At 74.4% G+C, this 26,942-nt stretch carries 29 protein-coding genes and 1 riboswitch; of the genes, 23 read left to right on the top strand and 6 right to left on the bottom strand.

Annotated elements, in window-relative coordinates; all coding sequences use genetic code 11:
• The first annotated feature begins 5 nt into the window (after nt 1–5).
• Genes UXQ13_RS20315 through UXQ13_RS20300 form a run of 4 tightly spaced genes read left to right on the top strand, consistent with a single transcriptional unit; the run spans nt 6 to nt 2,650 of the window.
• On the top strand, nt 6–728 hold the full coding sequence (locus UXQ13_RS20315; protein WP_336392866.1) for a histidine phosphatase family protein: 723 nt from the start codon (nt 6–8) through the stop codon (nt 726–728).
• Nucleotides 712–1,590 (top strand): NAD(P)H-hydrate dehydratase, encoded by an 879-nt coding sequence (locus UXQ13_RS20310; protein WP_336392865.1) that lies wholly within the window; start codon nt 712–714, stop codon nt 1,588–1,590. Before UXQ13_RS20315 ends, UXQ13_RS20310 begins: the two co-directional genes overlap by 17 nt.
• A 41-nt stretch (nt 1,591–1,631) precedes the next feature.
• Nucleotides 1,632–2,273 carry an SRPBCC family protein gene (locus UXQ13_RS20305; RefSeq protein WP_336392864.1) on the top strand — a complete coding sequence of 214 codons (642 nt, stop codon included), beginning with the start codon at nt 1,632–1,634 and terminating at the stop codon, nt 2,271–2,273.
• Entirely contained in the window at nt 2,270–2,650 is a 381-nt protein-coding gene (locus UXQ13_RS20300; RefSeq protein ID WP_336392863.1) for an ArsR/SmtB family transcription factor, read from the top strand. Before UXQ13_RS20305 ends, UXQ13_RS20300 begins: the two co-directional genes overlap by 4 nt.
• On the opposite strand, the gene UXQ13_RS20295 is transcribed toward UXQ13_RS20300, so the two are convergent.
• The gene (locus UXQ13_RS20295; protein WP_225233448.1) at nt 2,623–3,171 is read right to left on the bottom strand and encodes a CGNR zinc finger domain-containing protein; all 549 of its coding nucleotides are present in this window, start codon (nt 3,169–3,171) and stop codon (nt 2,623–2,625) included. The genes UXQ13_RS20300 and UXQ13_RS20295 overlap by 28 nt on opposite strands.
• 80 nt (nt 3,172–3,251) lie before the next feature.
• Here UXQ13_RS20295 and UXQ13_RS20290 point away from each other — a divergent pair, with 80 nt between their 5' ends.
• From UXQ13_RS20290 to UXQ13_RS20275, 4 genes are all read left to right on the top strand, one after another.
• Nucleotides 3,252–4,211 carry an EamA family transporter gene (locus UXQ13_RS20290; RefSeq protein WP_336392862.1) on the top strand — a complete coding sequence of 320 codons (960 nt, stop codon included), beginning with the start codon at nt 3,252–3,254 and terminating at the stop codon, nt 4,209–4,211.
• 84 nt (nt 4,212–4,295) lie between these two features.
• Nucleotides 4,296–4,577, top strand: coding sequence for a hypothetical protein (locus tag UXQ13_RS20285; RefSeq protein WP_336392861.1), 282 nt, complete (start codon nt 4,296–4,298; stop codon nt 4,575–4,577).
• Nucleotides 4,578–4,661: 84 nt separating this feature from the next.
• The gene (locus tag UXQ13_RS20280) at nt 4,662–5,051 is read left to right on the top strand and encodes an RNA polymerase-binding protein RbpA (RefSeq protein ID WP_336392860.1); all 390 of its coding nucleotides are present in this window, start codon (nt 4,662–4,664) and stop codon (nt 5,049–5,051) included.
• Nucleotides 5,052–5,073: 22 nt separating this feature from the next.
• Nucleotides 5,074–5,601 carry a gamma carbonic anhydrase family protein gene (locus UXQ13_RS20275; protein WP_336392859.1) on the top strand — a complete coding sequence of 176 codons (528 nt, stop codon included), beginning with the start codon at nt 5,074–5,076 and terminating at the stop codon, nt 5,599–5,601.
• Here UXQ13_RS20275 and UXQ13_RS20270 read toward each other — a convergent pair whose 3' ends face one another.
• Nucleotides 5,602–7,182 (bottom strand): peptide chain release factor 3, encoded by a 1,581-nt coding sequence (locus UXQ13_RS20270; RefSeq protein ID WP_225233442.1) that lies wholly within the window; start codon nt 7,180–7,182, stop codon nt 5,602–5,604. It abuts the gene before it with no gap.
• Between the two features lie 399 nt (nt 7,183–7,581).
• On the opposite strand from UXQ13_RS20270, the gene UXQ13_RS20265 reads away from it, so the two are divergent.
• The 12 genes from UXQ13_RS20265 (at nt 7,582) to UXQ13_RS20210 (ending at nt 20,133) form a co-directional block, all read left to right on the top strand.
• Nucleotides 7,582–9,939 (top strand): chemotaxis protein CheA, encoded by a 2,358-nt coding sequence (locus UXQ13_RS20265; RefSeq protein WP_225233441.1) that lies wholly within the window; start codon nt 7,582–7,584, stop codon nt 9,937–9,939.
• A gap of 1 nt (nt 9,940) precedes the next feature.
• Nucleotides 9,941–10,381 (top strand): chemotaxis protein CheW, encoded by a 441-nt coding sequence (locus UXQ13_RS20260; RefSeq protein ID WP_225233440.1) that lies wholly within the window; start codon nt 9,941–9,943, stop codon nt 10,379–10,381.
• 61 nt (nt 10,382–10,442) lie between these two features.
• Nucleotides 10,443–12,071: a methyl-accepting chemotaxis protein gene (locus UXQ13_RS20255; RefSeq protein ID WP_336392858.1), complete on the top strand. Its 1,629-nt coding sequence runs from the start codon at nt 10,443–10,445 to the stop codon at nt 12,069–12,071.
• A gap of 122 nt (nt 12,072–12,193) precedes the next feature.
• Nucleotides 12,194–13,795: a methyl-accepting chemotaxis protein gene (locus UXQ13_RS20250; protein ID WP_336392857.1), complete on the top strand. Its 1,602-nt coding sequence runs from the start codon at nt 12,194–12,196 to the stop codon at nt 13,793–13,795.
• Nucleotides 13,795–15,477 carry a methyl-accepting chemotaxis protein gene (locus tag UXQ13_RS20245; protein ID WP_336392856.1) on the top strand — a complete coding sequence of 561 codons (1,683 nt, stop codon included), beginning with the start codon at nt 13,795–13,797 and terminating at the stop codon, nt 15,475–15,477. Before UXQ13_RS20250 ends, UXQ13_RS20245 begins: the two co-directional genes overlap by 1 nt.
• A gap of 19 nt (nt 15,478–15,496) precedes the next feature.
• On the top strand, nt 15,497–16,405 hold the full coding sequence (locus UXQ13_RS20240; RefSeq protein ID WP_336392855.1) for a hypothetical protein: 909 nt from the start codon (nt 15,497–15,499) through the stop codon (nt 16,403–16,405).
• A gap of 86 nt (nt 16,406–16,491) precedes the next feature.
• Nucleotides 16,492–17,589, top strand: a complete 1,098-nt coding sequence (locus tag UXQ13_RS20235; protein ID WP_336392854.1) for a protein-glutamate methylesterase/protein-glutamine glutaminase — start codon at nt 16,492–16,494, stop codon at nt 17,587–17,589.
• A complete protein-coding gene (locus UXQ13_RS20230; RefSeq protein WP_336392853.1) occupies nt 17,586–18,416 on the top strand; it encodes a CheR family methyltransferase in 831 nt (276 codons plus the stop codon). The genes UXQ13_RS20235 and UXQ13_RS20230 overlap by 4 nt, the downstream gene beginning before the upstream one ends.
• 1 nt (nt 18,417) lies before the next feature.
• Nucleotides 18,418–18,801 carry a response regulator gene (locus UXQ13_RS20225; RefSeq protein WP_225233434.1) on the top strand — a complete coding sequence of 128 codons (384 nt, stop codon included), beginning with the start codon at nt 18,418–18,420 and terminating at the stop codon, nt 18,799–18,801.
• Nucleotides 18,798–19,289 (top strand): chemotaxis protein CheX, encoded by a 492-nt coding sequence (locus UXQ13_RS20220; protein ID WP_336392852.1) that lies wholly within the window; start codon nt 18,798–18,800, stop codon nt 19,287–19,289. Before UXQ13_RS20225 ends, UXQ13_RS20220 begins: the two co-directional genes overlap by 4 nt.
• Nucleotides 19,286–19,648, top strand: a complete 363-nt coding sequence (locus tag UXQ13_RS20215; protein ID WP_225233432.1) for a response regulator — start codon at nt 19,286–19,288, stop codon at nt 19,646–19,648. Before UXQ13_RS20220 ends, UXQ13_RS20215 begins: the two co-directional genes overlap by 4 nt.
• Nucleotides 19,645–20,133, top strand: coding sequence for a hypothetical protein (locus UXQ13_RS20210; protein ID WP_225233431.1), 489 nt, complete (start codon nt 19,645–19,647; stop codon nt 20,131–20,133). Before UXQ13_RS20215 ends, UXQ13_RS20210 begins: the two co-directional genes overlap by 4 nt.
• On the opposite strand, the gene metX is transcribed toward UXQ13_RS20210, so the two are convergent.
• The 4 genes from metX to UXQ13_RS20190 all read right to left on the bottom strand — a co-directional run bounded on the left by metX (nt 20,120) and on the right by UXQ13_RS20190 (nt 24,981).
• Nucleotides 20,120–21,244: a homoserine O-acetyltransferase MetX gene (metX, locus tag UXQ13_RS20205; protein WP_336392851.1), complete on the bottom strand. Its 1,125-nt coding sequence runs from the start codon at nt 21,242–21,244 to the stop codon at nt 20,120–20,122. The genes UXQ13_RS20210 and metX overlap by 14 nt on opposite strands.
• A 1-nt stretch (nt 21,245) precedes the next feature.
• Nucleotides 21,246–22,532 (bottom strand): bifunctional o-acetylhomoserine/o-acetylserine sulfhydrylase, encoded by a 1,287-nt coding sequence (locus tag UXQ13_RS20200; RefSeq protein ID WP_336392850.1) that lies wholly within the window; start codon nt 22,530–22,532, stop codon nt 21,246–21,248.
• A 44-nt stretch (nt 22,533–22,576) separates the two neighbouring features.
• Nucleotides 22,577–22,693, bottom strand: a riboswitch (SAM riboswitch).
• Between the two features lie 34 nt (nt 22,694–22,727).
• Nucleotides 22,728–23,174, bottom strand: a complete 447-nt coding sequence (locus UXQ13_RS20195; RefSeq protein ID WP_336392849.1) for a DUF6630 family protein — start codon at nt 23,172–23,174, stop codon at nt 22,728–22,730.
• 19 nt (nt 23,175–23,193) lie between these two features.
• Nucleotides 23,194–24,981 carry an ABC transporter ATP-binding protein gene (locus UXQ13_RS20190; protein ID WP_336392848.1) on the bottom strand — a complete coding sequence of 596 codons (1,788 nt, stop codon included), beginning with the start codon at nt 24,979–24,981 and terminating at the stop codon, nt 23,194–23,196.
• 81 nt (nt 24,982–25,062) lie between these two features.
• On the opposite strand from UXQ13_RS20190, the gene UXQ13_RS20185 reads away from it, so the two are divergent.
• Genes UXQ13_RS20185 through UXQ13_RS20175 form a run of 3 tightly spaced genes read left to right on the top strand, consistent with a single transcriptional unit; the run spans nt 25,063 to nt 26,837 of the window.
• The gene (locus tag UXQ13_RS20185; protein ID WP_336392847.1) at nt 25,063–25,485 is read left to right on the top strand and encodes a MarR family winged helix-turn-helix transcriptional regulator; all 423 of its coding nucleotides are present in this window, start codon (nt 25,063–25,065) and stop codon (nt 25,483–25,485) included.
• Between the two features lie 40 nt (nt 25,486–25,525).
• Nucleotides 25,526–25,807 carry a Sec-independent protein translocase subunit TatA gene (tatA, locus tag UXQ13_RS20180; RefSeq protein ID WP_225233425.1) on the top strand — a complete coding sequence of 94 codons (282 nt, stop codon included), beginning with the start codon at nt 25,526–25,528 and terminating at the stop codon, nt 25,805–25,807.
• 13 nt (nt 25,808–25,820) lie between these two features.
• A complete protein-coding gene (locus UXQ13_RS20175; protein WP_336392846.1) occupies nt 25,821–26,837 on the top strand; it encodes a zinc-binding dehydrogenase in 1,017 nt (338 codons plus the stop codon).
• Nucleotides 26,838–26,942: the final 105 nt, after the last annotated feature.

Below are 26,942 nucleotides of genomic sequence, written 5' to 3'. Positions count from 1 at the left end.
GTCCGGTGACCCGCAGACCGCCCGGCCCGGAGCAACTGTGGCTGGTCCGGCACGGGGAGAGCCAGGGCAACCTCGCCGACGCCCGCGCGCACGAGCTCGGCGTGGACCGGCTCGACCTCGACGTCCGCGACCCCGACGTCCCGCTGTCCCCGACCGGGGAGCAGCAAGCCGACGCGCTGGGCCGCTGGCTCGCCGCGCAGCACGAGCCGCCGACCGCGGTGCTGAGCTCGCCGTTCGTCCGGGCCGCCGACACCGCCCGACGGGCCGCGGCCGGGCTCGGGCTGCCGGTCCGGTTCGACGAGCGGCTGCGCGAGCGGGACTTCGGCGCCTTCGACGGCATGACCTCCCACGGCATCCGCGAGCGCTACCCGGAGGAGGCCGAGCGCCGGCAGCTGCTGGGCAAGTTCTGGTACCGGCCACCGGGCGGGGAGAGCTGGGCCGACGTCGCCCTGCGGGTCCGCAGCGTGCTGGCCACCGAGGCGCTGCGGCACGACGGCGAGCGGCTGCTGCTGGTCAGCCACCAGGCGGTGGTCATGGTCTTCCGCTACGTGCTCGAGGAGCTCGACGAGCAGCACCTGCTGGAGATCGACCGGCAGGAGCAGGTCGCCAACACCTCGGTCACCCGCTACCGCGCGGCCGGCGAGAGCTGGTCGCTGCAGGCGTTCAACTCCGTCGAGCACCTGGCGGACACCCCGGTCACCGAGGAGCCCGATGTCCCGCACCCCTGAGTCCACCCTGGTCACCCCGCAGGTGCTGCGCGGCTGGCGGTTGCCCGAGCCGACCGGCGGCAAGGAGGCCCGCGGCTCGATCCTGGTCGTCGGCGGGAGCACCGAGACCCTGGGTGCGGTGCTGCTGGCCGCGGAGGCCGCGCTGCGCTCGGGGGCCGGGAAGCTGCAGGTCGCCGTCCCGCGGAGCCTGGCGCCGGTGACCTCGTCGGCGCTGCCGGAGGCCCTGGTGCGCGGGCTCGCCGAGACCGAGGAGGGCGCGATCCGCGCCGACGCCGCCGACCGGGTGCTGGACCTGGCCCAGAGCGCGGCCGCCGTGCTGGTCGGCCCGGGGATGGTCGACGAGGAGCAGACCCGGGAGCTGGTGCAGCGGTTGCTGCCGGAGGTGCCCGGGCCGCTGGCCCTGGACGCGCTCGGCCTGGCCGCGGTCACCGCCGACCCGGCCTGCCTGCACCACCTGGACGGTCGGGTGGTGCTGACCCTGAACCCGACCGAGCTGGCGTTCGGGTTGCACGTGGAACACGTCGAGGACCCGCCGGTCGCGGCGCGGGAGATGGCCGACCGGGCGCAGGCGGTGGTCGCGCTCGGCGGGGAGACCAGCTGGGTGGCCGCCCCGGACGGCCGGCTGTGGCGGGACGAGAGCGGCGGGGCCGGGCTCGGCGTCTCGGGCTCCGGCGACGTCCGGGCGGGGACGGTCGCCGGGCTGCTCGCCCGCGGCGCCGAGCCCGCGCAGGCCGCCGTCTGGGCCGGGCACCTGCACGGCCGGGCCGGGGAGCGGCTGGCCGCCGAGGTCGGCCGGATGGGCTTCCTCGCCCGCGAGCTGCCGCCCCAGATCCCGCGGGTGCTCGCCGAGGTCGACCTGTAGGGGCTTGCCGTCGCGGGGGGACCTTCGATAAGTTGCAACTTATGTTGACCGACCCCGCAGCCACCGCCGGACTCGTCGTGCGGGAGGTGCGCTCCGCCGATCGGGACGGCGTCCCCACCCGGGTCGCCGTCGCCCGCCGGACCTACCGCACCGACCGGGCCGACCTCTGGGACGCCGTGACCAGCGCCGAGCGCATCCCCCGCTGGTTCCTCCCGGTGACCGGGGAGCTGCGCGAGGGTGGTCGCTACCAGCTGGAGGGCAACGCCGGCGGCACCGTGCAGGAGTGCCGGGCGCCGGAGTCCTTCGCGGCGACCTGGGAGTTCGGCGAGATGGTGTCCTGGCTGACCGTCACGCTCACCGAGGCCGACGGCGGCACCGTGCTGGAGCTGGCGCACGAGGCGCCGGTGGACCCGCAGATGTGGACGCAGTTCGGCCCCGGCGCCGTCGGCGTGGGCTGGGACCTGGGGCTGATGGCGCTGGGCCTGCACCTGGAGTCCGGCGCCCCGGTCGACCCGGCCACCGGGCTGGCCTTCCCGACCACCCCGGAGGGTGCGGTGTTCGTCGGTGCCGCGGCCGCCGGCTGGGGCGACGCGGCGGTCGCCGACGGGGACGACGAGGCGCAGGCCCGGGCCGCCGCCCGGGCGACCGCTGCGTTCTACACGGGGACGCCTGAGGCCGGGTGACCGCTGCCGCGCAGGCCCTGGACGCCCTCGGCGACCCCACCCGGCGCCGCATCCTGGAGCTGCTGGCCGGCACCGAGCGGACGGTGGGCGAGCTGGTCGCCGGGTTGCAGGAGCGCGGCCGGATCTCCCAGCCGGCGGTCTCCCAGCACCTGGCCGCGCTCCGCGACGCCGGCCTGGTCCGGGTGCGGCCCGAGGGCACCCGCCGGTTCCACGCCGTGGACAACGGCGGGGTGGTGGCGGTGCGGGCGTGGCTGGACCGGCTGGGCGACCCGTTCGACCAGCCGCTGGACGCGCTGGCCACCGAGGTGGCCCGCGGACGGCGCGCGCGCCGGGGGGAGGTCCCCGCGGATCAGCCGGCGGCGCGGCGGGCGCGGTAGGCCGCGGCGTGCGTGCGGTTGGCGCAGCTGGCGTCGCAGAACCGGCGGGACCGGTTCTTCGTCAGGTCGACCAGGGCCGCCCCGCAGCCCTCGGCCTCGCAGCGCCCCAGCCGGTCCAGCTCCTCGGCGCGCACCAGGTCGGCGACGGCCATCGCGGCCTCCACGGCCATCCGGTGCGGGACCGGTGCGTGCGGCTCGGTGGCGTGGACGTGCCAGCCCCAGTCGTCGTGCCGGACCAGCTGCGGCTGTGCCTGCCCGTCGCGCAGCAGCCGGTTGACCACGGCGACGACTCCCTCGGTGTCGGCGTCCCACATCTCGGCGAGCTCGGCCCGCAGCGCGTGCACCCCGGCGAGCTCGGCGGCGTCGCCGGCCCGGTCGCCGGTGAACCCCCAGGCGTCCAGGAACGCGGCGAGCGCCGGGGGGTCGGGCAGCAGCTCGGTGCCCGTGCCGGACCCCGTCGCGGTGTTCACCAGCTCGGCCGCGGCGTTGAGCCCGACCTCCGTGTCATGGGCAAAGCGCATGTTGCTCCTGACTCTGCTAGCGTCCCGTTCGTCAGGAGTGTAGGTCGTATCGGTCCTGACACGGCTCCCGAGGAGATGTCGTGCCCGATCGTCGTGCAGGCCTGACCGGACTGCTGCTCGCCCTGGCCTCCGCGGCCGCCTTCGGCACCTCGGGGGTCTTCGCGTCGGCCCTGCTGTCGTCGGGGTGGAGCGCGGCCGCCGCGGTCACCCTCCGGGTGGGCCTGGGTGCGCTGGTGCTCACCGTGCCGGCCCTGCTGCAGCTGCGCGGGCGGTGGTCGCTGCTGCGGGCCAACCTGGGGTCGGTGGTCGCGTTCGGGCTGCTGGCCGTGGCCGGCTGCCAGCTGGCCTACTTCCTGGCCATCGGCCGGCTCTCGGTCGGGGTCGCCCTGCTGCTGGAGTACTCCGGCGTCGTCCTGGTGGTGCTGTGGACCTGGCTGCGGCACGGCCAGCGGCCCAGCCCGGTCACCGCCGCCGGGGTGGTCGTGGCGATCGCCGGTCTGGTCCTGGTGCTGGACGTGGTCCGCGGCGCCGAGATCGACCTCCTCGGTGTCTTCTGGGGCCTGCTCGCCGCGGTCGGCCTGGCCGTCTACTTCGTGGTCTCCGGGCGGACCGACGGCGCGCTGCCCCCGCTGGTCAGCGCCTGGGGCGGGCTGGCGATCGGCGCGGTCGTGCTCGGCGCGGCCGCCGCGGTCGGGCTGGTGCCCTGGCGGACCACCGCGGCCGACGTCGACCTGGCCGGCACGCAGGTCAGCTGGCTGGTGCCGCTGCTGGGCCTCGCCCTGGTCGCCGCCGCGTTCGCCTACGCCACCGGCGTCGCCGCGATCCGCCGGCTCGGCTCGCGCACCAGCTCCTTCGTCGGGCTGACCGAGGTGCTCTTCGCCGTCCTGTTCGCCTGGTTGGCGCTGGGGCAGCAGCCCGGGCCGGTGCAGCTGGTCGGCGGGGTCGTCGTCCTGGCCGGCATCGTGCTCGTCCGGGCGGGGGAGGGGAACCCGGCGCCGGTGGAGCCGGTGCCCGGTCGGGACCCGGTCGCCCAGGCCTGAGGGCGGGGTCGCCGCGGGGGGCATCCGGCCAGGTCACGGCGGGTTCGTGACCCCTTCGGTCCGCACTGCGCCTATCGTGGCGGGATGACCGGCAACCCTGACACGACGATCGATGCTGCGGTGCGCGCGATCCGGGTCGCCGACGCCGAGCGGCAGACGGCCCAGGCCGCGGCCCGCGAGGCACAGCGACGCTGGGAGGCGGCCCTGGTGGCCGCCGTCGAGGCCGGCCACGCGCCGTCCGCGGTGGCCCGCGAGGCCGGGGTCACCCGCAACCGGGTGTCCCAGCTGGTGTCCGCCCGCCGGGCCGCCGGTCAGGACGACCTGGCCCCCCGGACTCCCCGGATCGTGCCCAGTCCGCTGAGCTGAACCGTGGGGTGCGTAAACAGCGTTTAAGCTTGACCGGGAACGGTTAGGTGGACGCAGACAGCAGCACCCGACGAGGAGGCCACCGTGCCCGACAACCTGCGCGGTTCCCGGATGGGCACCACGAGCCTGGAGAGCGTCCGGGGCGCGGTGCTGGCCGAGGCCGCCACCCACACGTACATCTGCGAGACCGACCACCAGGTCAAGGTCACGTTCGCGGCCGACGCCATCCCCCCGGCGATCTGGACCTGCCCGCGGCACGGGCGGCCCTCGGCCCTCGTGGTCACCGCCGACACCCCGGTGGCCGCACCGACCGACGAGCACGAGGCGCCGCGCGGCCGGGCCCGCAAGACCGGACCGCCCCGGGTGAGCAAGACCCCGTGGGAGATGCTGCTCGAGCGCCGGGAGATCACCGACCTCGACGAGCTGCTCGCCGAGCGGCTCGAGGTGCTGAAGGCCCGCCGCACCCGCGCCTGACCCCGTGCGGTAGGCAGGGCAGATGGCCGAACCGCTGATCGCCGCCCTGGGGGACCGCGTCCCCGCCGTGGACCCCGCCGCCTTCGTGGCGCCGACCGCCGTGGTCGTCGGGGACGTGACCCTGGGCCCGCGGGCGTCGGTCTGGTACGGCGCGGTGCTCCGGGCCGACGCCGAGTCGATCGTCGTCGGCGCCGACTCCAACATCCAGGACGGGTCCACCCTGCACAGCGACCCGGGCTTTCCCCTGGTGCTGGGCGAGCGGGTGACCGTCGGCCACCGGGTGGTGCTGCACGGCGCCCGGGTGGACGACGACGTCCTGGTCGGGATGGGCGCGGTGGTGATGAACGGCGCGCACATCGGGTCCGGGTCGATCGTCGCGGCCGGCGCCGTGGTCACCGAGGGCGCCGAGGTGCCGCCCGGGTCGCTGGTCGCCGGCGTCCCCGCGAAGGTCGTCAGGGACCTGGGGGACGCCGCGGTCGAGCGGATCCGGGCCAACGCCGTCAGCTACACCGACCGGCTGGACCAGCACCGCGCCCTGCGACCCCTCTGATCACGAGAGCTCGGCGGCCACCAGCGGGGTCAGGGTGAGGTGCGGCTTGTTCTGCTGCAGGGCGCGCAGCGACCACTTGTCGGTGAACAGGGCCAGCAGCTCGCCGTCGGGGCGGGACATGACCTCGGCGCCACGGGCCTTGGCGATCTCGGGGGCGGACTCGGCGTCGGTGGCCCGGGCCAGGGAGTAGGGCAGGTTCTCCAGGCTCACCTTGGCGCCGAACTCGTGCTCCATCCGGTGCTGGGCCACCTCGAACTGCATCGGCCCGACCACGGCGAGCACCGGGGCGCCGTCGCCGCGGCGCTCGGAGACCAGCACCTGGACGACGCCCTCGCCGGCCAGGGTGTCCATCCCCTTGCGGAAGGCCTTGTACTTGCTGGTGTCGGCGACCCGGGCGACCGCGAAGTGCTCCGGGGCGAACGTGGTGATCGGCGGGTAGACCACCGGCACGTCGGTGTAGAGGGTGTCGCCCACGCCGAGGGCCTGGGCGTTGACCAGCCCCACGACGTCACCGGGGTAGGCGGTCTCGATGGTCTCCCGGTCGCGGCCGAACACCTGCTGGGCGTACTTGGTGGCGAAGGGCCGGTTGTTCGCGGCGTTGGTGACGACCATGCCGCGCTCGAAGACCCCGGTGCACACCCGCATGTAGGCCAGCCGGTCGCGGTGCCCGGTGTCCATGCCGGCCTGCACCTTGAAGACGAAGGCGCTGAACGGGTCGTCCAGGGCGCGCGGCTTGCCGTCGGCGTCGGGCCGGTCGGCCGGCGGGGGAGCGAGGTCCACCAGGGTGTCCAGCAGCAGGCCGACGCCGAAGTTGCTCACCGCGGAGGCGAAGAGCACCGGGGTGGTCGCGCCGGCGAGGAAGAGCTCCTGGTCGTGGTCGGCGCCGGTCTCGCCGAGCAGCTCGGCCTCCTCGACCGCCGTCGTCCAGGCGTCGCCCTCCTGGGCCAGTGCGGCGTCGGCGGTCATCACCCGCTCGGGCGCGATCGTGGCGCCGCCGGCGGTGCGGGTGAAGTGCCGGTAGGAGCCGTCCCGCCGGTCCAGCACGCCGCGGAAGTCCCCGGCGATGCCGACCGGCCAGGTCAGCGGTGTGGGGGTGAGCCCGGTGCGCTCGCTGATCTCGTCCATCAGGCCCAGGGCGTCCAGGCCGGGGCGGTCCCACTTGTTGACCACGGTGATGATCGGGATCCCGCGGTGCTTGCAGACCGCGAAGAGCTTCATCGTCTGGGTCTCCAGGCCCTTGGCCGCGTCGACCAGCATCACCGCGGCGTCCACGGCGGTGAGCACCCGGTAGGTGTCCTCGGAGAAGTCGGCGTGACCGGGGGTGTCGACCAGGTTGACCACGGCCTCGCGGTAGGCGAACTGCAGCGCCGCGGAGGTGATCGAGATGCCGCGGGCCTTCTCCATGTCCATCCAGTCGGACACGGTGGCCCCGCGGCCGGCCTTGCCGTGCACGGCACCGGCCCGGCCGATCACGTGGGCGTGCAGGGCCAGGGCCTCGGTGAGGGTGGACTTCCCGGCGTCCGGGTGGCTGATGACGGCGAAGGTCCGACGGCGCGCGGCCTCGCCGGCGGCAGTGCTCATTCCGGCGAGTCTACGGCGCTGCGGGGCCGGGCCGGGCCGCTCGGCCGCGACCCCGCCCGCCCGGCCGTCCGGGAATGGCGCCGGAATGGTTGTCGACACGGCTGGCGGTCACCGTCCCGCGGGCTGTCGACACGTCGACCCGGAATGGCGGTGACCGATCAGCGCGGGCATTGATCTGTGACCGGGTACGCCGTTGAGCTGCTCGTTCATCCATAGGGGTGGGGTCGGCGCGCCGGGTCGCCGCCCGGTGCAGGAATGGTCATCGGCATTCCTCCGCGCGTATCGGGAAAAGCGGTTCCGAACTTGAGCTCTCGGGTTGAGAACTGCTCGGTCCGTGCCGTTGTGGACCCTGACAAGGAGGGGCTGACGGCCCCCGGCGCAGCAGGGAAGAGGACCACCGTGGACGGCTTGGACGACATCGTCGAGGACTTCCTCGTGGAGAGCCACGAGAACCTGGACCAGCTCGACCGGGACCTCGTCGCCCTCGAGCAGGAGCCCAACTCCCGGGAGCGGCTGTCGAGCATCTTCCGCACGATCCACACGATCAAGGGCACCAGCGGCTTCCTGGCCTTCGGGAAGCTGGAGCAGGTCGCGCACGTCGGGGAGAACATGCTGTCCCGGCTGCGGGACGGCGCCCTGCAGCTCACCCCGCACCGCACCGACGCGCTGCTGACCATGGTGGACACCGTCCGCGAGCTGCTCGGCTCCATCGAGACCACCGGTGGTGAGGGCTCGGTCGACGTCAGCCGCGCCGTCGAGCTGATCAGCGCCTCCATGGAGGACGGGCCCGCCGCCGAGGCGCCCGCCGCCGACCCGGTCGCCGCCGAGGCCGTGGTCGAGGCCGCCGCCGAGGTCGTCGAGGAGGAACTGGCCGCGCTCGAGGTCGCCGCCGACCAGCTCGCCGCGGTCGCCGCCCCGGCCGCCGCCGCACCCCCGGCCGTCGTCCCGGTCCCGGCCGCGGCCCCGGTCCCCGCGCCGGCGCCGGTCGCCGCCGTGAAGCCGCTCGGCGGGGAGGACGAGCCCGCCCCGCGCCGCGCGGTCGCCGACTCCACCATCCGGGTCGACGTCGACCTGCTCGACGCCCTGATGCAGCTGGTCGGGGAGCTGGTGCTGACCCGCAACCAGATCGTGCAGTACGTCTCGCGCCAGGCCGACACCGACCTGGTGCGGGCCGGCCAGCGGCTGAACCTGATCGCCAGCGAGCTGCAGGAGGGCGTCATGAAGACGCGCATGCAGCCCATCGACCACATCTGGTCCAAGCTGCCCCGCGTCGTCCGCGACCTCGGCCAGCAGTGCGGCAAGTCCGTGCGGCTGGCGATGGAGGGCAACGAGACCGAGCTGGACAAGACCCTGCTCGAGGCGGTCAAGGACCCGCTGACCCACCTGGTCCGCAACTCCGTCGACCACGGCATCGAGAAGCCCGACGCCCGCCGGGCCGCCGGCAAGGCCGCCGAGGGCGTGCTGACCCTGCGGGCCCGGCACGAGTCCGGCCAGGTCGTGGTGGAGGTCGTCGACGACGGCGCCGGCATCGACCCGGCGAAGATCGGCGAGAGCGCCGTCCGCAAGGGCCTGGTGACCGCCGACGCGCTGTCCCGGATGGCCACCTCGGACATCCTGCAGCTGATCTTCGCTCCCGGGTTCTCCACCGCCGCCGCGGTCACCAACGTCTCCGGCCGCGGTGTCGGCATGGACGTCGTCAAGACCAACATCGAGGCCATCGGCGGCACGATCGAGATCGAGTCCGAGCCCGGCCGGGGCACCTGCACCCGGCTGCGCATCCCGCTGACGCTGGCCATCGTGCCGGCGCTGACCATCGAGTGCGCCGGCGACCGCTACGCCATCCCGCAGGTCAGCCTGCAGGAGCTGGTCAGCCTGGACGCCGAGAAGGCCGCCACCGCGGTCGAGGAGATCGGTGGCGCCCGGGTCTACCGCCTGCGCGGCGAGCTGCTCCCGCTGGTGCAGCTGACCGACGTGTTCGGCACCAGCTCCGAGCGCCACGACGGGCACGTCGTCATCGCCGTCCTGCGGTCCGAGGGCCGCCGCTTCGGCCTGGTCGTCGACCGGGTCATCAACACCGAGGAGATCGTCGTGAAGGCAGTCGGTGCCCAGCTCAAGGCCATCGGCCTCTACTCCGGGGCCACCGTCCTCGGCGACGGCACCGTCGCCCTGATCCTCGACGTCCAGGCCCTCGCCCGCCGGGCGCTGCGGGCCGAGACCGTCGAGCGGGCCGAGCAGCGGACCGCGGCCAGCGCCGCGGCGGCCACCGCGACGGTCGGCACCGAGCGGACCCGGATGCTGCTGGCCGCGATCGGCGGCGGACGCCGGGTCGCGATCCCGCTGGACACCGTCACCCGCCTGGAGCAGATCAAGACGGCGACGGTCGAGCGGGTGGGCTCCCGGGAGGTCGTGCAGTACCGCGGCGCCATCCTGCCGATCGTCCGGCTGGACCAGCACCTGGGTGCGGCGTCGTCCTACGGCTACGGCGACGAGCCCACGAAGGACACCCTCGAGGTCATCGTCTACGCCGACCGCGACCGCAGCGTCGCCATCGTGGTCGAGGAGATCCTCGACATCGTCGACGACACCGAGGTCCAGCACTCCGACATCGACGACATGGGCCTGCTCGGCTCCGCCGTCTTCGGCGACAAGGTCACCGAGCTGCTCGACGTCCGCGCCGCGATCCTCGCGGCCGACCCCGGCTTCTACGCCTTCGACACCGCCGCCCCCGCGGCCTCCGACGACCTGATGGCGGTCTGACATGAGCACGGCAACCACGCAGGGCACTGCCCAGCTGGCCACCTTCTGGCTGGACGGCGACCTCTACGGCGTCGAGGTCGAGCACGTGCAGGAGGTGCTCCGGGCGCAGAAGCTCACCCGGGTCCCCCTGGCCCCGCCGGCCGTCGCCGGCCTGATCAACCTGCGCGGCCAGGTGGTCACCGCGATCGAGCTGCGCGAGCGGCTGGGCCGCCCGGCCCGCGCCGAGGGCGCCGAGGCCGTGGTGATCGTGGTCCGGATGCACGGGGAGGCGGTCAGCTTCCTGGTCGACGGGATCGCCGACGTCGTCCACGTCGACGCGGTCGACTTCGAGCAGCCGCCGGACACCCTCGACGGGCGGGCCCGGGAGCTGATCCGCGGGGCCTACAAGCTCGACGGCCGGCTGCTGCTGGCCCTGGACGTCGCCCGCGTCGTCAGCCCCTGACGCCGGCCCACCCCTTCCCCCCTCCCGGGTCGAGAGACCCTTCCTGAACCAGGAGTCCTCCGTGTCCACCCCCGTCACCACCACGGGCCCCGGTTCGGTCAGCCGGATCTGGTCCGACCGCAGCGTGAAGGTCAAGGTCCTCACCGCGGTGGGCGCCGCCTCCGCGGTCGCCGTCACCATCGGGGTCGTCGGGATCGTCGCCCTGGGCGACGCCGCCGACACCACCCAGCGCCTCTACAGCCAGAACCTCGAGGGCGTCGCCGCCATCGGCGCGATGACCAACGACGTGCAGGACCTCCGGATCCAGAACCGCAACGCCATCCTGGCCACGGACACCGCGGCGACCCGGACCGCGCTGCAGGCGGTCACCACGGCCGCCGACGAGTTCCGGACCCACCTCGAGGACTACACCGCCACGACCATGGACGCCGACAAGCAGGCGCTGGTCGACGACGCGACGGAGCAGCTGCAGACGGCCACCGGGCTGGTGGACGACGTGCTGGCCCCGCTGGCCCTCGCCAGCGACTACGAGGGCTGGGCCCGGGCGAACGACCAGCAGGTGAAGTCGGTGCTGGACGCCGTCACCGACGACCTGGCACAGCTGCAGGCCCTGGAGCAGGAGCAGGCCGCCGCGGCAGCCGCGAGCGCGGCCTCGTCGGCGTCCTCGGCCCGCACCCTCAGCCTGGTGGTGCTCGGGATCGGGGTGCTGCTCGCCCTGTCGGTCGGGTGGTTCGTGGCCACCGGGATCGCCCGGTCGGTGCGCCGGGTGCGCGCGGTGACCGACGCCCTCGCCGGCGGCGACCTCACCGTGAGCGCCGGGTTGACCTCGCGCGACGAGCTCGGCCTGATGGGCGCCTCGCTGGACAGCGCCATGGTGGAGCTGCGCGCCCTGATGGCCTCCGTCGCGGCGTCGGCCGATGCGGTGGCTGCCTCCAGCGAGGAGCTGTCGGCCTCGTCGGCCCAGATCTCCGCGTCGTCGGAGGAGACCAGCGTGCAGTCCGGCGCGGTGTCCGGTGCCGCCGACGAGGTGTCCCGGTCGGTGGCCACGGTGGCCGCCGGTGCCGAGCAGATGAGCGCCTCGATCCGGGAGATCGCGCAGAACGCCAACGAGGCCGCCCGGGTGGCCGCCGAGGCGGTCACCGAGGCGGAGGCCACCAACGTGACCATCACCAAGCTCGGGGTGTCCTCCAAGGAGATCGGTGACGTGATCAAGGTGATCACGAGCATCGCTGAGCAGACCAACCTGCTGGCGCTCAACGCCACGATCGAGGCCGCCCGCGCCGGTGAGGCCGGCAAGGGCTTCGCCGTGGTGGCCAACGAGGTCAAGGAGCTGGCGCAGGAGACCGCCCGGGCCACCGAGGACATCGCCCGCCGGGTCGAGGCCATCCAGGCCGACACCGGCGGGGCGGTCGCGGCGATCGGCCGGATCGGCACGGTCATCGGCCAGATCAACGACTACCAGCTCACGATCGCCAGTGCGGTCGAGGAGCAGACCGCGACCACCAACGAGATGTCGCGCAGCGTGGCCGAGGCCGCCGGCGGCACCACCGAGATCGCCGCCAACATCAGCGGCGTCTCGACCGCCGCGGAGTCCACGACCCAGGCGCTGTCCCAGACCCGGGTGGCCGTCGACGAGCTGTCCCGGATGGCCGCGGACCTGCGGACCACCGTCGGCCGCTTCACCCACTGATCCACCGGTCCGGACCGCGGCCACCTGCCCGGTCCGGACCGCCCCGCGGGACAGCGTCGCCCGCACCACCCACCGATCGACCCCGCGCAGCAGCAGTGCGACGCAGACCCCCAGGAGACCTCATGCATGCCGACCGGCAGCCCGCCCGGCGACGGACCGCCGACCGACCGCTCGGCGTGAAGATCGGTGCCGCCGTCCTCACGCTCGCCCTGGTCGCGGTGGGCCTGGCGGTGCTGGCCGCGAGCAGCATCGGGTCGCTGCGCGACTCCGGCCAGCAGCTGTACCGCGGCACCGTCGTCCCGCTGACGCAGCTGGCCGAGATCCAGCGCAGCTTCCAGGGCGACCGGGCACGGGTCATCCAGTACGGCATCGCCGACGCCGACGTGCGGGCCGAGCTGGTCACCGACCTGGCCGAGCGCCGCACCGAGATCGACGACCAGATCAGCGCCTACGCCCCGTCCGCCGCGGACCCGGCAGCCTTCGGCGAGTTCCAGGACCAGCTGTCCGCCTACTACGCGCTGGCCGAGGACACCCTGTTCCCGCTGGCCGACGACGGCGACGCCGCCGGCTTCGCCGAGGTGTTCCAGGACCAGGTGCGGCCGCAGACCACCGCGGTGGTCGAGCCCCTGCAGGCGGAGGCCGACGCGCAGGCCACCGTGGCGCAGGCCCGGGCCCAGGCCGGCGAGGACGAGGCCTCGTCCGCCGTCTGGACGATCTGGATCGCGCTCGCGGCCGGGCTGACCGTGGCCACCGGGCTGACCGTGCTGATCGTGCGCCGGATGCTGGCGTCGCTGCGCTCGCTGCGGGCCTCCATCGACGCCCTCGCCGCCGGCGACCTGACCGTCGACCCGGTGGTGACCTCGCAGGACGAGCTCGGCCAGACCGCCGCGGCGCTGCGGACCGCCCTCGCCGAGCTCCGGTCGGTCATGTCCACGGTGGTCGCCTCGGCGGACGCGGTGGCCGCCTCCAGCGACGCGCTGTCGTCGTCGGCGGCGCAGATCTCGGCCGGCGCCGAGGAGACCAGCGTGCAGTCCGGCGCGGTGTCGTCGGCGGCCGACGAGGTGTCCCGCTCGGTGGCCACGGTGGCCGCCGGCGCGGAGCAGATGAGCGCCTCGATCCGGGAGATCGCGCAGAACGCCAACGAGGCGGCCCGGGTGGCCGCGGACGCGGTGGCCGAGGCCGAGGCGACGAACGCGACGATCACCAAGCTGGGTGTGTCGTCGAAGGAGATCGGCGACGTGATCAAGGTGATCACGAGCATCGCGGAGCAGACCAACCTGCTGGCGCTGAACGCGACCATCGAGGCCGCCCGTGCCGGTGAGGCGGGCAAGGGCTTCGCGGTGGTGGCCAACGAGGTCAAGGAGCTGGCGCAGGAGACGGCGCGGGCGACCGAGGACATCGCCCGTCGGGTGGAGGCGATCCAGGCCGACACCGGTGGTGCGGTCGCGGCGATCGGCCGGATCGGCACGGTCATCGGGCAGATCAACGACTACCAGCTGACGATCGCCTCGGCGGTCGAGGAGCAGACGGCGACGACGAACGAGATGTCGCGCAGCGTGGCCGAGGCCGCCGGCGGCACCACCGAGATCGCCGCCAACATCACCGGGGTCTCGGGTGCGGCCAGCTCCACCACGCAGGCACTGGGGCAGACCCGGGTCGCCGTCGACGAGCTGTCCCGGATGGCCGCCGACCTGCGGACCACCGTCGGCCGGTTCACCCACTGATGGCCCGCACCGACGGCGCTCCTGCGACCACTCCGCCCCCGGAGGACCTCGTCACCAGCTCGCTGCGACGCCGCGCGGCCGACCTCGGGCTGCGCGCCCGGCTCGGCCTCGCCTTCGGCGGCGTGGCGCTCGTCGTCCTCGCCTGCGCCGCCGGCGGGGTGACCGCGGTGAGCCAGCAGCGGGACCTGGCCCAGCAGGTGGGCGCCGCCGACGGCGTCCTGCGGGACGCCGAGACCATGCGCTTCCAGATCGCCGACGCCACCGGGTGGCAGGGCTTCGTCCTCGCCGACGTCGCCGCCTTCGGCCCCGAGGCCGCGCTGCAGGACGACTCGTACAACCGGGCGGGCTTCCTCGCCAGCAAGGCCTCGGTCTACGCCTGGCTGGCCGACGTCCAGACCTCCGGGATGAACGCGGCCGAGCGGGCCGCGTTCGACGAGCTCGAGCCCGCCTGGGACAGCTACTTCTCCTGGGACGACCAGGTCGTCGAGTGGATCCGGCCGGGCACGCAGGCCGGTCTGGCCACCGCGCAGACCTCGATCAACGGCGGCGAGGCCGGTGAGGCCTACACGATCGTGCTGGGCATCGCCGACACCATCGCCACCTCGGCGCAGGCCCGGCTGGACGCGCTGGGCGCCGAGCAGTCCGCCGCCCAGACCCGAGCGACCTGGCTGCTGTGGTCGGCCGGCGTGCTGGGGGTGCTGCTCGCGGCCCTGCTGGCCTGGCGGGTCACCCGCTCGCTGGCCCGCCCGCTGGACCGGATCCGGCACGTCGCCGAGGGCCTGGGCTCCGGGGACCTGACCCGGCGCACCGGGCTGACCGGGGCGGGGGAGATGGGCCGGACCGGGGCCGCGCTCGACGTCGCCGCCGAGCAGCTGCGCGGGGTGATGGCCTCGGTGGTGGACTCCGCCGACGCGGTCGCCGCCTCCAGCCAGCAGCTGTCCGCCTCGGCTGCGCAGATCTCGGCGTCGTCGGAGGAGACCAGCGTGCAGTCCGGCGCGGTGTCCGGTGCCGCCGACGAGGTGTCCCGGTCGGTGGCCACGGTGGCCGCCGGCGCGGAGCAGATGAGCGCCTCGATCCGGGAGATCGCGCAGAACGCCAACGAGGCCGCCCGGGTGGCTGCCGAGGCCGTGAGCGAGGCGGAGGCGACGAACGCGACGATCACCAAGCTGGGTGTGTCGTCGAAGGAGATCGGCGACGTGGTCAAGGTGATCACGTCGATCGCGGAGCAGACGAACCTGCTGGCGCTGAACGCGACCATCGAGGCCGCCCGGGCCGGCGAGGCCGGCAAGGGCTTCGCCGTCGTCGCGAACGAGGTGAAGGAGCTGGCGCAGGAGACCGCCCGGGCGACCGAGGACATCGCCCGCCGGGTCGAGGCGATCCAGGCCGACACCGGTGGCGCGGTCGCCGCGATCGGCCGGATCGGCACCGTCATCGGCCAGATCAACGACTACCAGCTCACGATCGCCAGTGCGGTCGAGCAGCAGACCGCGACGACCAACGAGATGTCGCGCAGCGTGGCCGAGGCCGCGGGCGGGACGACGGAGATCGCTGCGAACATCGGCGGGGTCTCCACCGCCGCGGAGTCCACGACGCAGGCGCTGTCCCAGACCCGGGTGGCCGTCGACGAGCTGTCCCGGATGGCCGCGGACCTGCGGACCACCGTCGGCCGCTTCACCCACTGACCAGGACGAGGTCCCCGTCATGCCCTACTCCCTGGTCAGCGCTGCGACCCTCGGCTTCGACCTGGTCCGCCTGCCCGGCGGTCCCGACGCCGCGGCGGTCCTGCTCGCCGGCATGGGCGCGTCCCCCGACCACCTGCGCGGCTGGGCCGCGCAGCACCCGGTCGCGACGGGCACCGCCGCCCAGCGCACCCGGTGGGCCGACCGGTCGGCCCGCATCCGCGAGCTGGCCGCCGCCGGCGTGCCCGGGCTGCGCTCCGCGGAGGCCCACCCGCAGGCCCGCTCGGAGGCGCTGGTCGCGCTGCTGGAGCAGGGCACGATCGGGGACGCCGCATCCATCGAGCGCGTGCTCCGGGAGGACGTGCTGGGGCCGGAGTCCGCGGCCGCCGTCCTGGTGGGCGTCGACGTGCGCGAGCTGGCCGCCGACGTGCTGGCCGACGCGGCGGTCGCCGCCTGGGGCTCGGCCGCGGTCGCCGACCGCGACCGTCGTACCGCGGCGCAGGCCGTCGCCCGGGTGGGCCCGGTGCCCGACCCCGACCTCGGCCCCCGCGCGGAGGCCGTCACCCACCTGCTGGCCCGGGTCGCTGCCTTCGACGAGCTCTCCCTCGGCCGCTGGCGGGTGGCCACCGACGAGGTCCGGGACGGCCGCCGACCCTGGGCGGCCGCCATGCACGGCGCCGCCTGGGCGGCGCACGTGTCCGGCCGGACCCGGGCGCTCGGCGCGGCCCAGCTGATGGCCGTCGGCGCCTTCCGGACGGCCGGGTTCACCCCCGCCGACGGTGCCCGTGGGCTGTGGAACGCGGTGAGCGGCTGCGTGCAGGCCGTGGCCATGAGCGACCTCCTCGACGGCCCGTCGCTGGACCAGCTGCTGCTGCCGTGGCTGCTCGCCGAGGGGGACCACCCGCCCGGGTTGCACCGCGCGCCCTCCTGAGCCGACCGGCTCAAGTAGTCCGGTCCCGTGCCGAAACTCCAACCAGTGGCTGCCCGCGGGCCGGCCCCAGCAGAGAGCAGGATGCCGTGCCCCCGATCCGCGTGATGGTGGTCGACGACTCGATCGTGGTCCGCAAGATCGTCACCGACGTGCTGGCCGCCGACCCGGCCATCGAGGTCGTCGGGACCGCGGTCAACGGACGCGTCGCGCTGGCCAAGCTCGACCAGCTGCGCCCCGACCTGATCACGATGGACATCGAGATGCCGGAGATGGACGGCATCCAGACCGTCGCCGCCATCCGCAAGCTCGGCCGCCGGACCCCGATCATCATGTTCTCCACGCTCACCGAGCGCGGGGCCACGGCCACCCTGGACGCGCTGGCGGCCGGGGCCGACGACTACGTGACCAAGCCGGCCAACGTCGGCAGCATCACCCAGTCCAAGGACAGCGTGCGGGACCAGCTGATCCCCCGGATCAAGGTCCTCACCGGCCGGCCCGCCGGGCCCGCGCTCGGCCACGCGCCGGTCGCCGCCGCCCGCGCCGTCGTCCCCCCGCCCGCCCCGCGCCGCGGCGCCCGCAAGGCGCCCGCCGTCCTGGTCATCGGGTCCTCCACCGGAGGACCGGACGCGCTGACCAAGGTCATCCCGCGGCTGCCCCGCGACTTCCCGCTGCCGGTGCTGGTCGTGCAGCACATGCCCCCGGTGTTCACCAAGCAGTTCGCCGGCCGGCTGGACCGGCTCAGCGCGCTGAGCGTCGTCGAGGCCGTCGCCGGCACGCCGATCGCACCGGGCACCGTGCACATCGCCCCCGGCGACTTCCACCTCACCGTGTCCCCCGGGGCCGGCGTCCGGCGCACCGTGCTGGACCAGGCCGCCCCGGAGAACTTCTGCCGCCCGGCCGTCGACGTGCTCTTCCGGTCCGCCGCGGCCGCCTACGACGGCGCCGTGCTGGCCGTCGTCCTGACCGGCATGGGCTCCGACGGCAAGCTCGGCGCCGGCCGGATCCGCGAGGTCGGCGGCACCGTCGTCGCCCAGGACCAGGCCACCTCCGTCGTCTGGGGCATGCCCGGCGCCGTCACCCAGGCCGGCCACGCCGACGAGGTCGTCCCGCTGGACCGGGTCTGCGACGCGATCCTCCGCCTGTCCTCGTCCCGACCCTCGACCCTGGTGGGAGCCCGATCATGACCACCGCACTCGCCACGCCCGGCTTCGACTGGGTCTGCCAGCTCGTCCGCCGCGAGTCGGCCATCGTGCTCGCCCCCGGCAAGGAGTACCTGGTCGAGGCCCGGCTCATGCCGCTGGCCCGCCAGCTCGGCCTGTCCGGTGTGTCCGAGCTGGTCGAGCGCTGCCGCGCGCGGCCCGACCCGGCCACCAACCGCCGGATCGTCGAGGCCCTCACCACCAACGAGACCTCGTGGTTCCGCGACGGCGACCCGTTCACCGCGCTGACCAGCACCGTCATGCCTGCGCTGCAGGCCGCGCGCCGGCCCACCGACCCGATCACCATCTGGTCGGCGGCCTGCTCGAGCGGCCAGGAGGCCTACACGATCGGCATGCTGCTGGCAGACTCGATGCCCGGCGCCGCCAGCCGCGTCCGGATCACCGCCACCGACCTGTCCCGCGACATGGTCGCCCGCACCCGGGCCGGCCGCTTCAGCCAGCTCGAGGTCAACCGGGGGCTGCCCGCCCCCATGCTGGTCCGGCACTTCAGCCGGGTCGGCACCGAGTGGGAGATCGCGCCCGCACTCCGCCAGATGGTGACCGCCAGCGAGCTCAACCTCGCCGGCCCCCTGCCCCGGCTCGGTCCCTTCGACGTGGTCTACCTGCGGAACGTGCTCATCTACTTCGACCCGCCGACCAAGCGCGAGGTGCTGCGCAAGGTCCGGCAGGTCATGCGCCCGGACGGCTGGCTCTTCCTGGGCGCGGCCGAGACGACGCTGGGCGTCGACGACTCCTGGGAGCGGGTCCCCTGCGGCCGCGGCTCCGCCTACCGACCGACGAAGGGGAAATGAGATGCGAGCGCTGGTGATCGACGACTCCCGCGCCATGCGCCGGATCGTCGCCTCCATCCTGGAGGGCTTCGGCTACGAGACCCGGCCGGCCGGCCACGGTCGCGAGGCCCTCGACGTCCTCGAGGAGGGCTGGGTCCCCGACCTGGCCTGCATCGACTGGAACATGCCGGTGATGGACGGGCTGCAGTTCGTCTCCGCCGTCCGGGCGGTCCCGGCCTGGCGCTCGGTGACGCTGATGATGGTCACCACCGAGAGCGAGCACGGCCAGATCGTCAAGGCGCTGGCCGCCGGCGCCCACGAGTACGTCATCAAGCCGTTCACCGCCGACGCCATCGGCGACAAGCTGGCCCTGCTGGGCCTGCTGCCCACCGAGGTGCCGGCGTGAGCGCCCCGATCACCCACCTGCTGGACGGCGAGACGGTCACCGCGGTCGCCGGCGAGGTGTGGAGCGCGCTGGTCGGCGAGGAGGAGTACCTGGTCCCCGGGTTCGGCCTCGACGGCCCACCCGTGGCCGGTCCCAGTGCCTGGGTCACCGTCACCGGCCCCTGGAACGGACTGGTCGTGCTCACCTGCGACCAGGCCGGCACCGCCGACCTCACCCGGTCGGTCCTGCAGATGCGGGCCGACGAGGAGGCCACCGAGGAGGACGTCGACGACGTGCTCCGCGAGCTGGCCAACATCCTCGGCGGCAACGTGAAGTCCCTGCTCCCGGGCCCCTCGGTCCTGGGGCTGCCCGAGACCGGTGCCGCCCCGCTGCGCGCATCGGACGAGGACACCTGCCGCGTCGCCGCCAGCTGGCGCGGTCACCACCTGGCCATCACCATCCAGGGCGCCACGGAGGCGCCCGTGTTCACCACGGAGGTCCCGCTGTGAAGATCCTCGTCACCGACGACAGCCGCGTGATGCGGCAGATCGTCATCCGCACGCTCCGGCAGGCCGGGTACGACGACGTCGACATCGTCGAGGCCGAGGACGGCGTCGAGTGCCTGGCCAAGGTCGGCAGCGACGCCCCCGACCTCGTCCTGTCCGACTGGAACATGCCGAACATGTCCGGCCTGGAGTGCCTGAAGGCGCTGCGGGCGCAGGGCTCCACGGTCCCCTTCGGCTTCGTCACCTCGGAGGGCTCCCCGGAGATGCGCGAGCAGGCCGCCCAGGCCGGCGCGCTGTTCCTCATCGCCAAGCCGTTCACCGCGGACACCTTCCGCGACGAGCTGGACTCGGTGCTGGCGTGAGCGCCCCGGTCAAGACCGGGCTGCCGACCAACAAGGCCGTCCTGGACCTCCTCCAGGGTCTGCTGGGTCGGGGCATCACCGTCGCCCCGGGCGCGCCGGTCACCCCCACGCCGTCCCGCCCGACGGCGTTCGCGACCTACGTCGACCCGGGCTACGGCCTCAACGCCGTCGTCCTCATCGACCTGCCGCTCGCGGCCTGGTGCGCCGGGGCCCTCGCGCTGCTGCCCAAGGGCGGCTGCGAGGACTCCGTCTCCGACGGCGAGCTCTCCGAGATGCAGGTCGAGGTGCTGCACGAGGTGGTCAACGTGGCCGCCTCGCTGTTCAACGCCGGCGGTGTTCTGCACTCCAAGCTGGACCGGCTCTACGCCCCGGGCGAGGCGGTGCCGGCCGACATCGCCGCCCTCACCGGCTCGACCAACCGCCTGGACCTCGACGTGTCCGTGACCGGCTACGGCAGCGGGTCGCTGTCGATCATCCTGGCGTGAGGTGACCGCCCTGGTCCGGGGCTGCCAGCAGTTCCCGGACCAGGGCGCCCACCGCGGCCACCTCGACGAGGAAGCCGTCGTGGCCGTACGGGCTGCGCACCACCCGCAGCGGGACGCCGAGGGCGTCGGCCACCCGCTGCTGCTCCTCGATCCGGTACAGCCGGTCGGTGTCGATCCCGGCCACCAGGCAGTGCGCGGTGACCCGGGCCAGCGCCGCCTCCACCCCGCCGCGTCCGCGGCCGACGTCCCAGGTGTTCATCGCCTGGGTGAGCAGCACGTAGCTGCCGGCGTCGAACCGGCGGGCCAGCTTGGTGGCGTGGTGCTCCAGGTAGCTGGCCACCGCGAAGCGGCCGTCGTCCTGGACGTCGTGGCCGAACCGGGTCTCCAGCTCGAAGGCGCTGCGGTAGGTCAGGTGGGCGATCCGCCGGGCGGTGCCCAGGCCGGCGACCGGCCCCTCGCCGGCGGCGTAATCCCCGCCGGCCCACCGCGGGTCCGACGTCACGGCCACCTGCTGCGTGGTCTGGGTGCCGATCTGGTCGGCCGTGGCCACCGCGCCCGAGGCCAGGAAGAACAGCCGGGCCACCTGGTCCGGGCGGGACACCGCCCACTCCAGAGCCCGCATCCCGCCCATCGACCCGCCGATGACCGCGGCCCACCGGTCCACGCCCAGCGCGGCGGCCAGCCGGGCCTCGACCTCGACCTGGTCGGCGATGGTGATCTCGGGGAAGCGGGAGCCCCAGGGCCGGCCGTCCGGCGCGGCCGACGACGGCCCCGTCGTCCCCTGGCAGCCGCCCAGCACGTTGGCGCAGACCACGAACGTGCCGGCCAGCGGGGCGCCGTCCCCGATCAGGCCGTCCCACCAGCCGGGGGTGGGCTGGCCCGGTCCGGTCGGCCCGACCACGTGGCTGTCCCCGGTCAGGGCGTGCTCGACCAGGACGGCGGGGTCACCCGGCGTCCCCCAGGTCTCGTACGCCACCCGGACGGCGGGCAGCGAGCCGCCGCGCTCCAGCTGCAGCGGGCCGACGTCGGCGAACCGCCGGTCCCCGACCGGGTCGCCCTCGACCCAGCCGCCCGAGCGCGCGGGCAGCCGGGTCGAGGGCGCGCCCGTCACCTCAGGCGCTCTTCGCGGCCCGGAAGCCGGCGTCGAGGTCGGCGAGGATGTCCTCGATGCCCTCCAGGCCGACGGCGAGGCGGACCAGACCCGGGGTGACACCGGTGGTCAGCTGCTCCTCGGGGGTCAGCTGGGAGTGCGTGGTCGAGGCCGGGTGGATCACCAGGCTGCGCACGTCGCCGATGTTGGCCACGTGGCTGTGCAGCTCGAGGGCCTCCACGAACGCCTTGCCGGCCTCGACGCCGCCCTCGATCTCGAACGCGAGCACCGCGCCGGGGCCCTTGGGGGCGTACTTCTGCGCGGCGGCGTGCCACGGGGAGGAGGCCAGGCCGGCGTAGTGCACCGACTGCACCTCGTCCCGGGCCTCCAGCCACTCGGCCACCCGCTGGGCGTTGGCCACGTGCCGGTCCAGCCGCAGCGACAGCGTCTCGATGCCCTGCACCACCAGGAAGGCGTTGAACGGGCTGATCGCCGGGCCGAGGTCGCGCAGCAGCTGCACCCGGGCCTTGAGCGCGAAGGCCGGCGCACCGAGGTCGGCGTAGACCACGCCGTGGTACGTCGGGTCGGCGGTGGTGAACATGGGGTGCTTGCCCGCGGTCCAGTCGAAGTTGCCGCTGTCCACGATCACGCCGGCCACGGCGGTGCCGTGCCCGCCCAGGTACTTCGTCGCCGAGTGCACCACGATGTCGGCGCCGAACTCGATCGGGCGGATCAGGTACGGGGTGGCGATCGTGTTGTCCACGATCAGCGGGACGCCGTTGCGGTGCGCGACCTCGCTGACCGCCGAGATGTCCAGGACGTCGCCCTTGGGGTTGCCGATGGTCTCGGCGTAGAAGGCGCGGGTGTTGTCCTGCACCAGGGACTGCCAGGCCTGCGGGTCGTCGGGGTCCTCGACGAAGGACACCGTGATGCCGAGCTTGGGCATCGAGTGGTGCAGCAGGTTGTAGGTGCCGCCGTACAGCGACGCCGAGGCCACGATGTGGTCCCCGGCCTCGGCCAGGTTGAGGATCGCCAGGGTCTCGGCGGCCTGCCCGGAGGAGACGGCGAGCGCGGCGACGCCGCCCTCGAGCGACGCGACGCGCTGCTCCAGCGCGTCCTGCGTCGGGTTCATGATCCGGGTGTAGATGTTGCCCATCTCGGCGAGGGCGAACAGGTCCGCGGCGTGCTGGCTGTCGCGGAACTGGTAGCTCGTCGTCGCGTAGATCGGCAGCGCCCGGGCGCCGGTGGTGGGGTCGGGGCTGGCTCCGGCGTGGATCTGCCGGGTCTCGAAGCTCCAGTTGTCGCTCATGCGCCGTCCTCCTGGGTGTCGGGAGGGCCCGCGGCGCGCGGGCACTCCGTCGGTTGCCGGGCGGCGGGTGCCGTCCGACCGGCTCTTCCCCTGGGAGCACCGCAGACGGAGTAGCGGTTGCCGGGCAGCAAGCCAGGTGCTTGTCGCTGCCTCTCGTGAGCCACAGAGGATGGTAGAGGGGTCCGGGCCCCCGCGTCACCCGAGGGTGGTGTCGTGCCCCAGCTCCTGCGCCAGGCGCTCGATCTCGGCCTTGTCGGCGGCCGGGACGACGACCAGCGGGTAGGCGTCGGACTCCTCGGCCAGGTGCACCAGGCAGAGCCCGGCCGGTGCGAGCACCGCGTCCGCGGCCCGGACGGCGGTGGGCACGTCGCCGTCGGTGTCGGTGACCGGGCCGAGGTCCAGGCGGGCCCGCACCACCCGGGGCACCCGGGTCAGCGCGTCGGCCAGCTCCTCGCCCTGGTCGCCGGCGTCGAGGTAGGCCAGCGCGCCGACGTCGTCCAGGCCGTCGAGCAGGGCGGTCCAGGGGTCGGCGGGTGGGTCGTCCAGGGTGGCCTGCACGGTCGGCCAGAGCTCGGGGTCGTCGTCGAGCAGGGCGCACAGGCGCTCCCAGCGGGCGCGGGTCGCGGCGTCGGGATCAGGCACCCGTCGACGGTAGAGGTTCCTACGCCGGGACGGCGACAGCCCCGGCCAGCGCGGCGTACCGGCCGCCGGCGGCGACCAGCTCGTCGTGCGTGCCCTGCTCCACCACCCGGCCGTGGTCCAGCACCGCGATGGTGTCGGCGTCGCGGACGGTGGACAGCCGGTGGGCGATGGTGATCGTCGTCCGGCCGCGGGCGACCTCGTCGAGGGCGGCCTGCACGGCGCGCTCGGTCTCGTTGTCCAGCGCGCTGGTGGCCTCGTCGAGCACCAGCACCCGCGGGTCGCGCAGCAGCGTGCGGGCGATGGCCAGCCGCTGCTTCTCCCCGCCGGAGAACCGGTGGCCGCGGGCGCCGACCATCGTGTCGTAGCCGTCGGGCAGCGCGGCGATGACCTGGTGCACCTGGGCCCGCCGGGCGGCCTGCTCGATCTCCTCGTCCGTGGCGTCGGGCTTGGCGTACCGCAGGTTCTCCCGGATCGTGGTGTGCAGCAGGTAGGTCTCCTGGCTGACCACGCCGACCACCCGGGCCAGCTCGGCCAGCGACAGGTCGCGGACGTCGACGCCGTCGATGGTCACCCGGCCGGTGGTCACGTCGTTGAGCCGGGACACCAGCGAGGCCAGCGTGGACTTGCCCGACCCTGTCTCGCCGACCAGGGCCAGCGTGCTGCCGGCCGGGACGACCAGGTCGACGTCGGTGAGGGCGGGGCGGTCGCCGTCGTAGGAGAACCCGACGTGCTCGAGCCGGACCTCGCCGCGGACGTGCGGCAGGGCGACGGGCTGGGCCGGGTCGTCGATGTCCACCGACAGGTCCAGGTACTCGAACACCCGGCTGAACAGCGCCATCGAGGTGATCAGCTGGCCGCCGACGTCCAGCAGGCCCATCAGCGGGCGGAAGAGTGTGCCCTGCAGCGCGGTGAAGGCGACCAGGGTGCCGATCGTCATGCCGCCCGACGTCGCGGGCAGGCCGGCGAACAGGTAGATCAGCGCCGGGATCCCGGCGAACACGATGCTCATGGTGGCCATCCGCCAGCGGCCGGCCAGCTGGGAGCGGACCTCGAGGGCGGCCAGCTCCTCCGACGTGCGGGCGAACCGCTGCGACTGCGCGGGGCCGGTGCCCAGGGTCTTGCCGAGCTGGACGCCGGAGATCGACAGCCCCTCCTCGACCTGGGTCTGCATGTCGGCCATGCGGCGCTGGCGCTCGCCGGTGACCTCGCGGCGCATGAGCGCGACCTTGCGGGTCAGCCAGATCGCCGGGGGCAGCACGACGAGGGACAGCAACGACAGCCGCCAGCTCAGCGCGGCCATGGCGACCACGGTGCCGACGACGGTGGTGGCGTTGGAGGCCAGGCTCGTCGCGGTCGAGGTGACCACGGACTGCATGGAGCCGATGTCGTTGGTCAGCCGGGACTGCACCTCACCGCCGCGGGTGCGGGTGAAGAAGCCCAGCGACTGGCGCTGCAGGTGGGTGAAGACCGACGTGCGCAGGCCGTGCATGACCTTCTGGCCGACGGTGGTCGACAGCCAGGTCTGGACGACGCCGAGCAGTGCGGTGGACGCGGCGACGGCGACCATGCCGGCCACGGCCCAGGCGAGCAGCCGGACGTCGGAGTGCGGGAGCGCGTCGTCGATGACGGTGCGGACCAGGAACGGGGTGGCCAGGGCGATCAGCGAGCTGAGCACGATCAGCGCCATGACGGTGCCCACCTGGAGCCGGTGGGGGCGGAAGAGCGCCAGCACGCGTCGGAAGGACACGGGGGAGCGCTCGAGCTGTGACTTGTCGGCCGCGGCGGGCCGGGTCTCGGGGCGTGGCATCCACGTCCCCCTCTCTGTCGGCGATATTGGTGAGGTTACCTCACGGTGAGGTAATGCTCGTTGTTCCGCTAGCATTCCCGCGTGCCCAACCCCGTCCCCGACGACGACCTGGGCGAGCTCATCGTCCGCGCGGCCCGTTCGTTGCGCGGTCGCTGGCGCGAGGTGCTCGAGCCGTGGGACCTCTCGCCGCACCAGGTCCGGGCGCTGATGGTCGTCGGGCGCACCGACGGGCTGCGGCTGTCCGGGCTGGCCGAGGCGCTGCGCATCGCGCCGCGCTCGGCGACCGAGGTGGCCGACGCCCTCGCCGGGCGCGAGCTGGTCGAGCGGGTGCCCGACCCCACCGACCGGCGTGCGGTGCTCGTCCGGCTCACCGACGGCGGTCGTCGGGTGCTCGACGAGGTGCGGACAGCCCGCGCCGCGGACTCCCGGGCCGCGCTGTCCGGCCTCCCCGCGGCCGACCGCGCCGAGCTGGCCCGGCTGCTCCGTCGCTTCGTCGACGGCTGACGTCCAGCTGCTGCACAGGTCGGCGGTGCACCGTGGGGGCATGAACCTGGGTGCACCCGAGATCGGCCTCATCGTGCTGGCCGTCTTCCTGCTCTTCGGCTACAAGAAGCTGCCCGACGCCTCCCGCTCGCTGGGGCGCTCGCTGCGGATCTTCAAGGGCGAGATGGGCGGCATGAAGGACGACGACGCTCGCGCCGCAGCTGCTCCTGCCGTCCCGGACCTGGAGCGCGAGGCCGCCGAGGCCGAGGCCGCCGCACTGGAGGCCCGCGCCCGGGCCGCCCGCGCCCGCGCCGACGCGCAGCACCCCCAGCTCCCCGCCTGACATCCTCGGGGCCGTGCGCGCCCTGGTGTTCGAGGAGTTCGGTGGCCCGCTGACCGTCCGCGAGGTGCCCGACCCGGCGCCGTCCGCGGGCGGGGTGGTGGTCGAGGTCGGTGCCAGCGGCGTCTGCCGCAGCGACTGGCACGGCTGGTCGGGGCACGACCCGGACGTCGTCCTGCCGCACGTGCCCGGGCACGAGCTGGCCGGGACGGTGGCCGCGGTGGGGGCCGACGTCCGCGGCTGGTCGGTCGGCGACCGGGTCACGGTGCCGTTCGTCTGCGCCTGCGGCAGCTGCCCGCCGTGCCGGGAGGGCGCCGGTCAGGTGTGCCTGCGGCAGACCCAGCCCGGGTTCACCCACTGGGGCTCCTTCGCGCAGCTGGTCGCCCTCGACGCCGCCGACGTCAACCTGGTCGCCCTGCCCGAGGACCTCGCGATGCCCACCGCGGCCGCCCTCGGCTGCCGTTTCGCCACCGCCTTCCGCGCGGTCACCGGGGTCGGCCGGGTGGCGCCGGGGGAGTGGGTCGCCGTCCTGGGCTGCGGCGGGGTGGGGCTGTCCGCCGTGCAGGTCGCGGTCGCCGTCGGGGCGCGGGTGGTCGCCGTCGACCCCGCGCCCGGTGCGCGGGAGCTGGCCGCGGCGATGGGCGCCGAGCACGTGCTGCCCTCGGCGGAGGGCGTCGTCGAGCTGACCGGCGGGGGCGCGCACGTCGCGCTGGACTGCCTGGGTTCCCCCGCCACCTGCGAGGCGTCGATCCGCTCGCTGCGCCCGCGCGGACGGCACGTGCAGGTCGGGTTGCTGCCGCCCGCGCAGGGCCGGGCCGTCGTCCCGATGGAGCTGGTCGTCGCCCGCGAGCTGGCCGTGCTGGGCAGCCACGGCATGGCCGCCGCCGACTACCCCGCGATGCTGTCGATGATCGCCGCCGGCCGGCTGCGCCCGCAGGACCTGGTCACCCGCGAGATCGACCTGGCCGATGCCGGTGCCGCCCTGGTCGAGGTCGGCCGGACGCCGGGCGTCACGGTCGTCACCTCCTTCTGAGCCGGCCGCCGCTGCGTGGCGAGCTGTCGATCGACGCTGGCTGATCACCCCGATCGATCACCAGCCATCGATGGGCGGATGTGGCGGTTGACCTCGGTTTTCTTG

Source organism: Klenkia terrae (assembly GCF_037083865.1).
In the GTDB taxonomy this organism is placed as follows: Bacteria; Actinomycetota; Actinomycetes; order Mycobacteriales; family Geodermatophilaceae; genus Klenkia; species Klenkia terrae.
This window is presented reverse-complemented; position numbering and strand designations above follow the sequence as displayed.

Coding starts and splice junctions, on each gene's coding strand:
- UXQ13_RS20310 (WP_336392865.1), top strand. CDS start 712: ATGTCCCGCACCCCTGAGTCCACCCTGGTCACCCCGCAGGTGCTGCGC.
- UXQ13_RS20305 (WP_336392864.1), top strand. CDS start 1,632: ATGTTGACCGACCCCGCAGCCACCGCCGGACTCGTCGTGCGGGAGGTG.
- UXQ13_RS20295 (WP_225233448.1), bottom strand. CDS start 3,171: ATGCGCTTTGCCCATGACACGGAGGTCGGGCTCAACGCCGCGGCCGAG.
- UXQ13_RS20285 (WP_336392861.1), top strand. CDS start 4,296: ATGACCGGCAACCCTGACACGACGATCGATGCTGCGGTGCGCGCGATC.
- UXQ13_RS20275 (WP_336392859.1), top strand. CDS start 5,074: ATGGCCGAACCGCTGATCGCCGCCCTGGGGGACCGCGTCCCCGCCGTG.
- UXQ13_RS20270 (WP_225233442.1), bottom strand. CDS start 7,182: ATGAGCACTGCCGCCGGCGAGGCCGCGCGCCGTCGGACCTTCGCCGTC.
- UXQ13_RS20260 (WP_225233440.1), top strand. CDS start 9,941: ATGAGCACGGCAACCACGCAGGGCACTGCCCAGCTGGCCACCTTCTGG.
- UXQ13_RS20250 (WP_336392857.1), top strand. CDS start 12,194: ATGCATGCCGACCGGCAGCCCGCCCGGCGACGGACCGCCGACCGACCG.
- UXQ13_RS20245 (WP_336392856.1), top strand. CDS start 13,795: ATGGCCCGCACCGACGGCGCTCCTGCGACCACTCCGCCCCCGGAGGAC.
- UXQ13_RS20240 (WP_336392855.1), top strand. CDS start 15,497: ATGCCCTACTCCCTGGTCAGCGCTGCGACCCTCGGCTTCGACCTGGTC.
- UXQ13_RS20230 (WP_336392853.1), top strand. CDS start 17,586: ATGACCACCGCACTCGCCACGCCCGGCTTCGACTGGGTCTGCCAGCTC.
- UXQ13_RS20225 (WP_225233434.1), top strand. CDS start 18,418: ATGCGAGCGCTGGTGATCGACGACTCCCGCGCCATGCGCCGGATCGTC.
- UXQ13_RS20200 (WP_336392850.1), bottom strand. CDS start 22,532: ATGAGCGACAACTGGAGCTTCGAGACCCGGCAGATCCACGCCGGAGCC.
- UXQ13_RS20190 (WP_336392848.1), bottom strand. CDS start 24,981: ATGCCACGCCCCGAGACCCGGCCCGCCGCGGCCGACAAGTCACAGCTC.
- tatA (WP_225233425.1), top strand. CDS start 25,526: ATGAACCTGGGTGCACCCGAGATCGGCCTCATCGTGCTGGCCGTCTTC.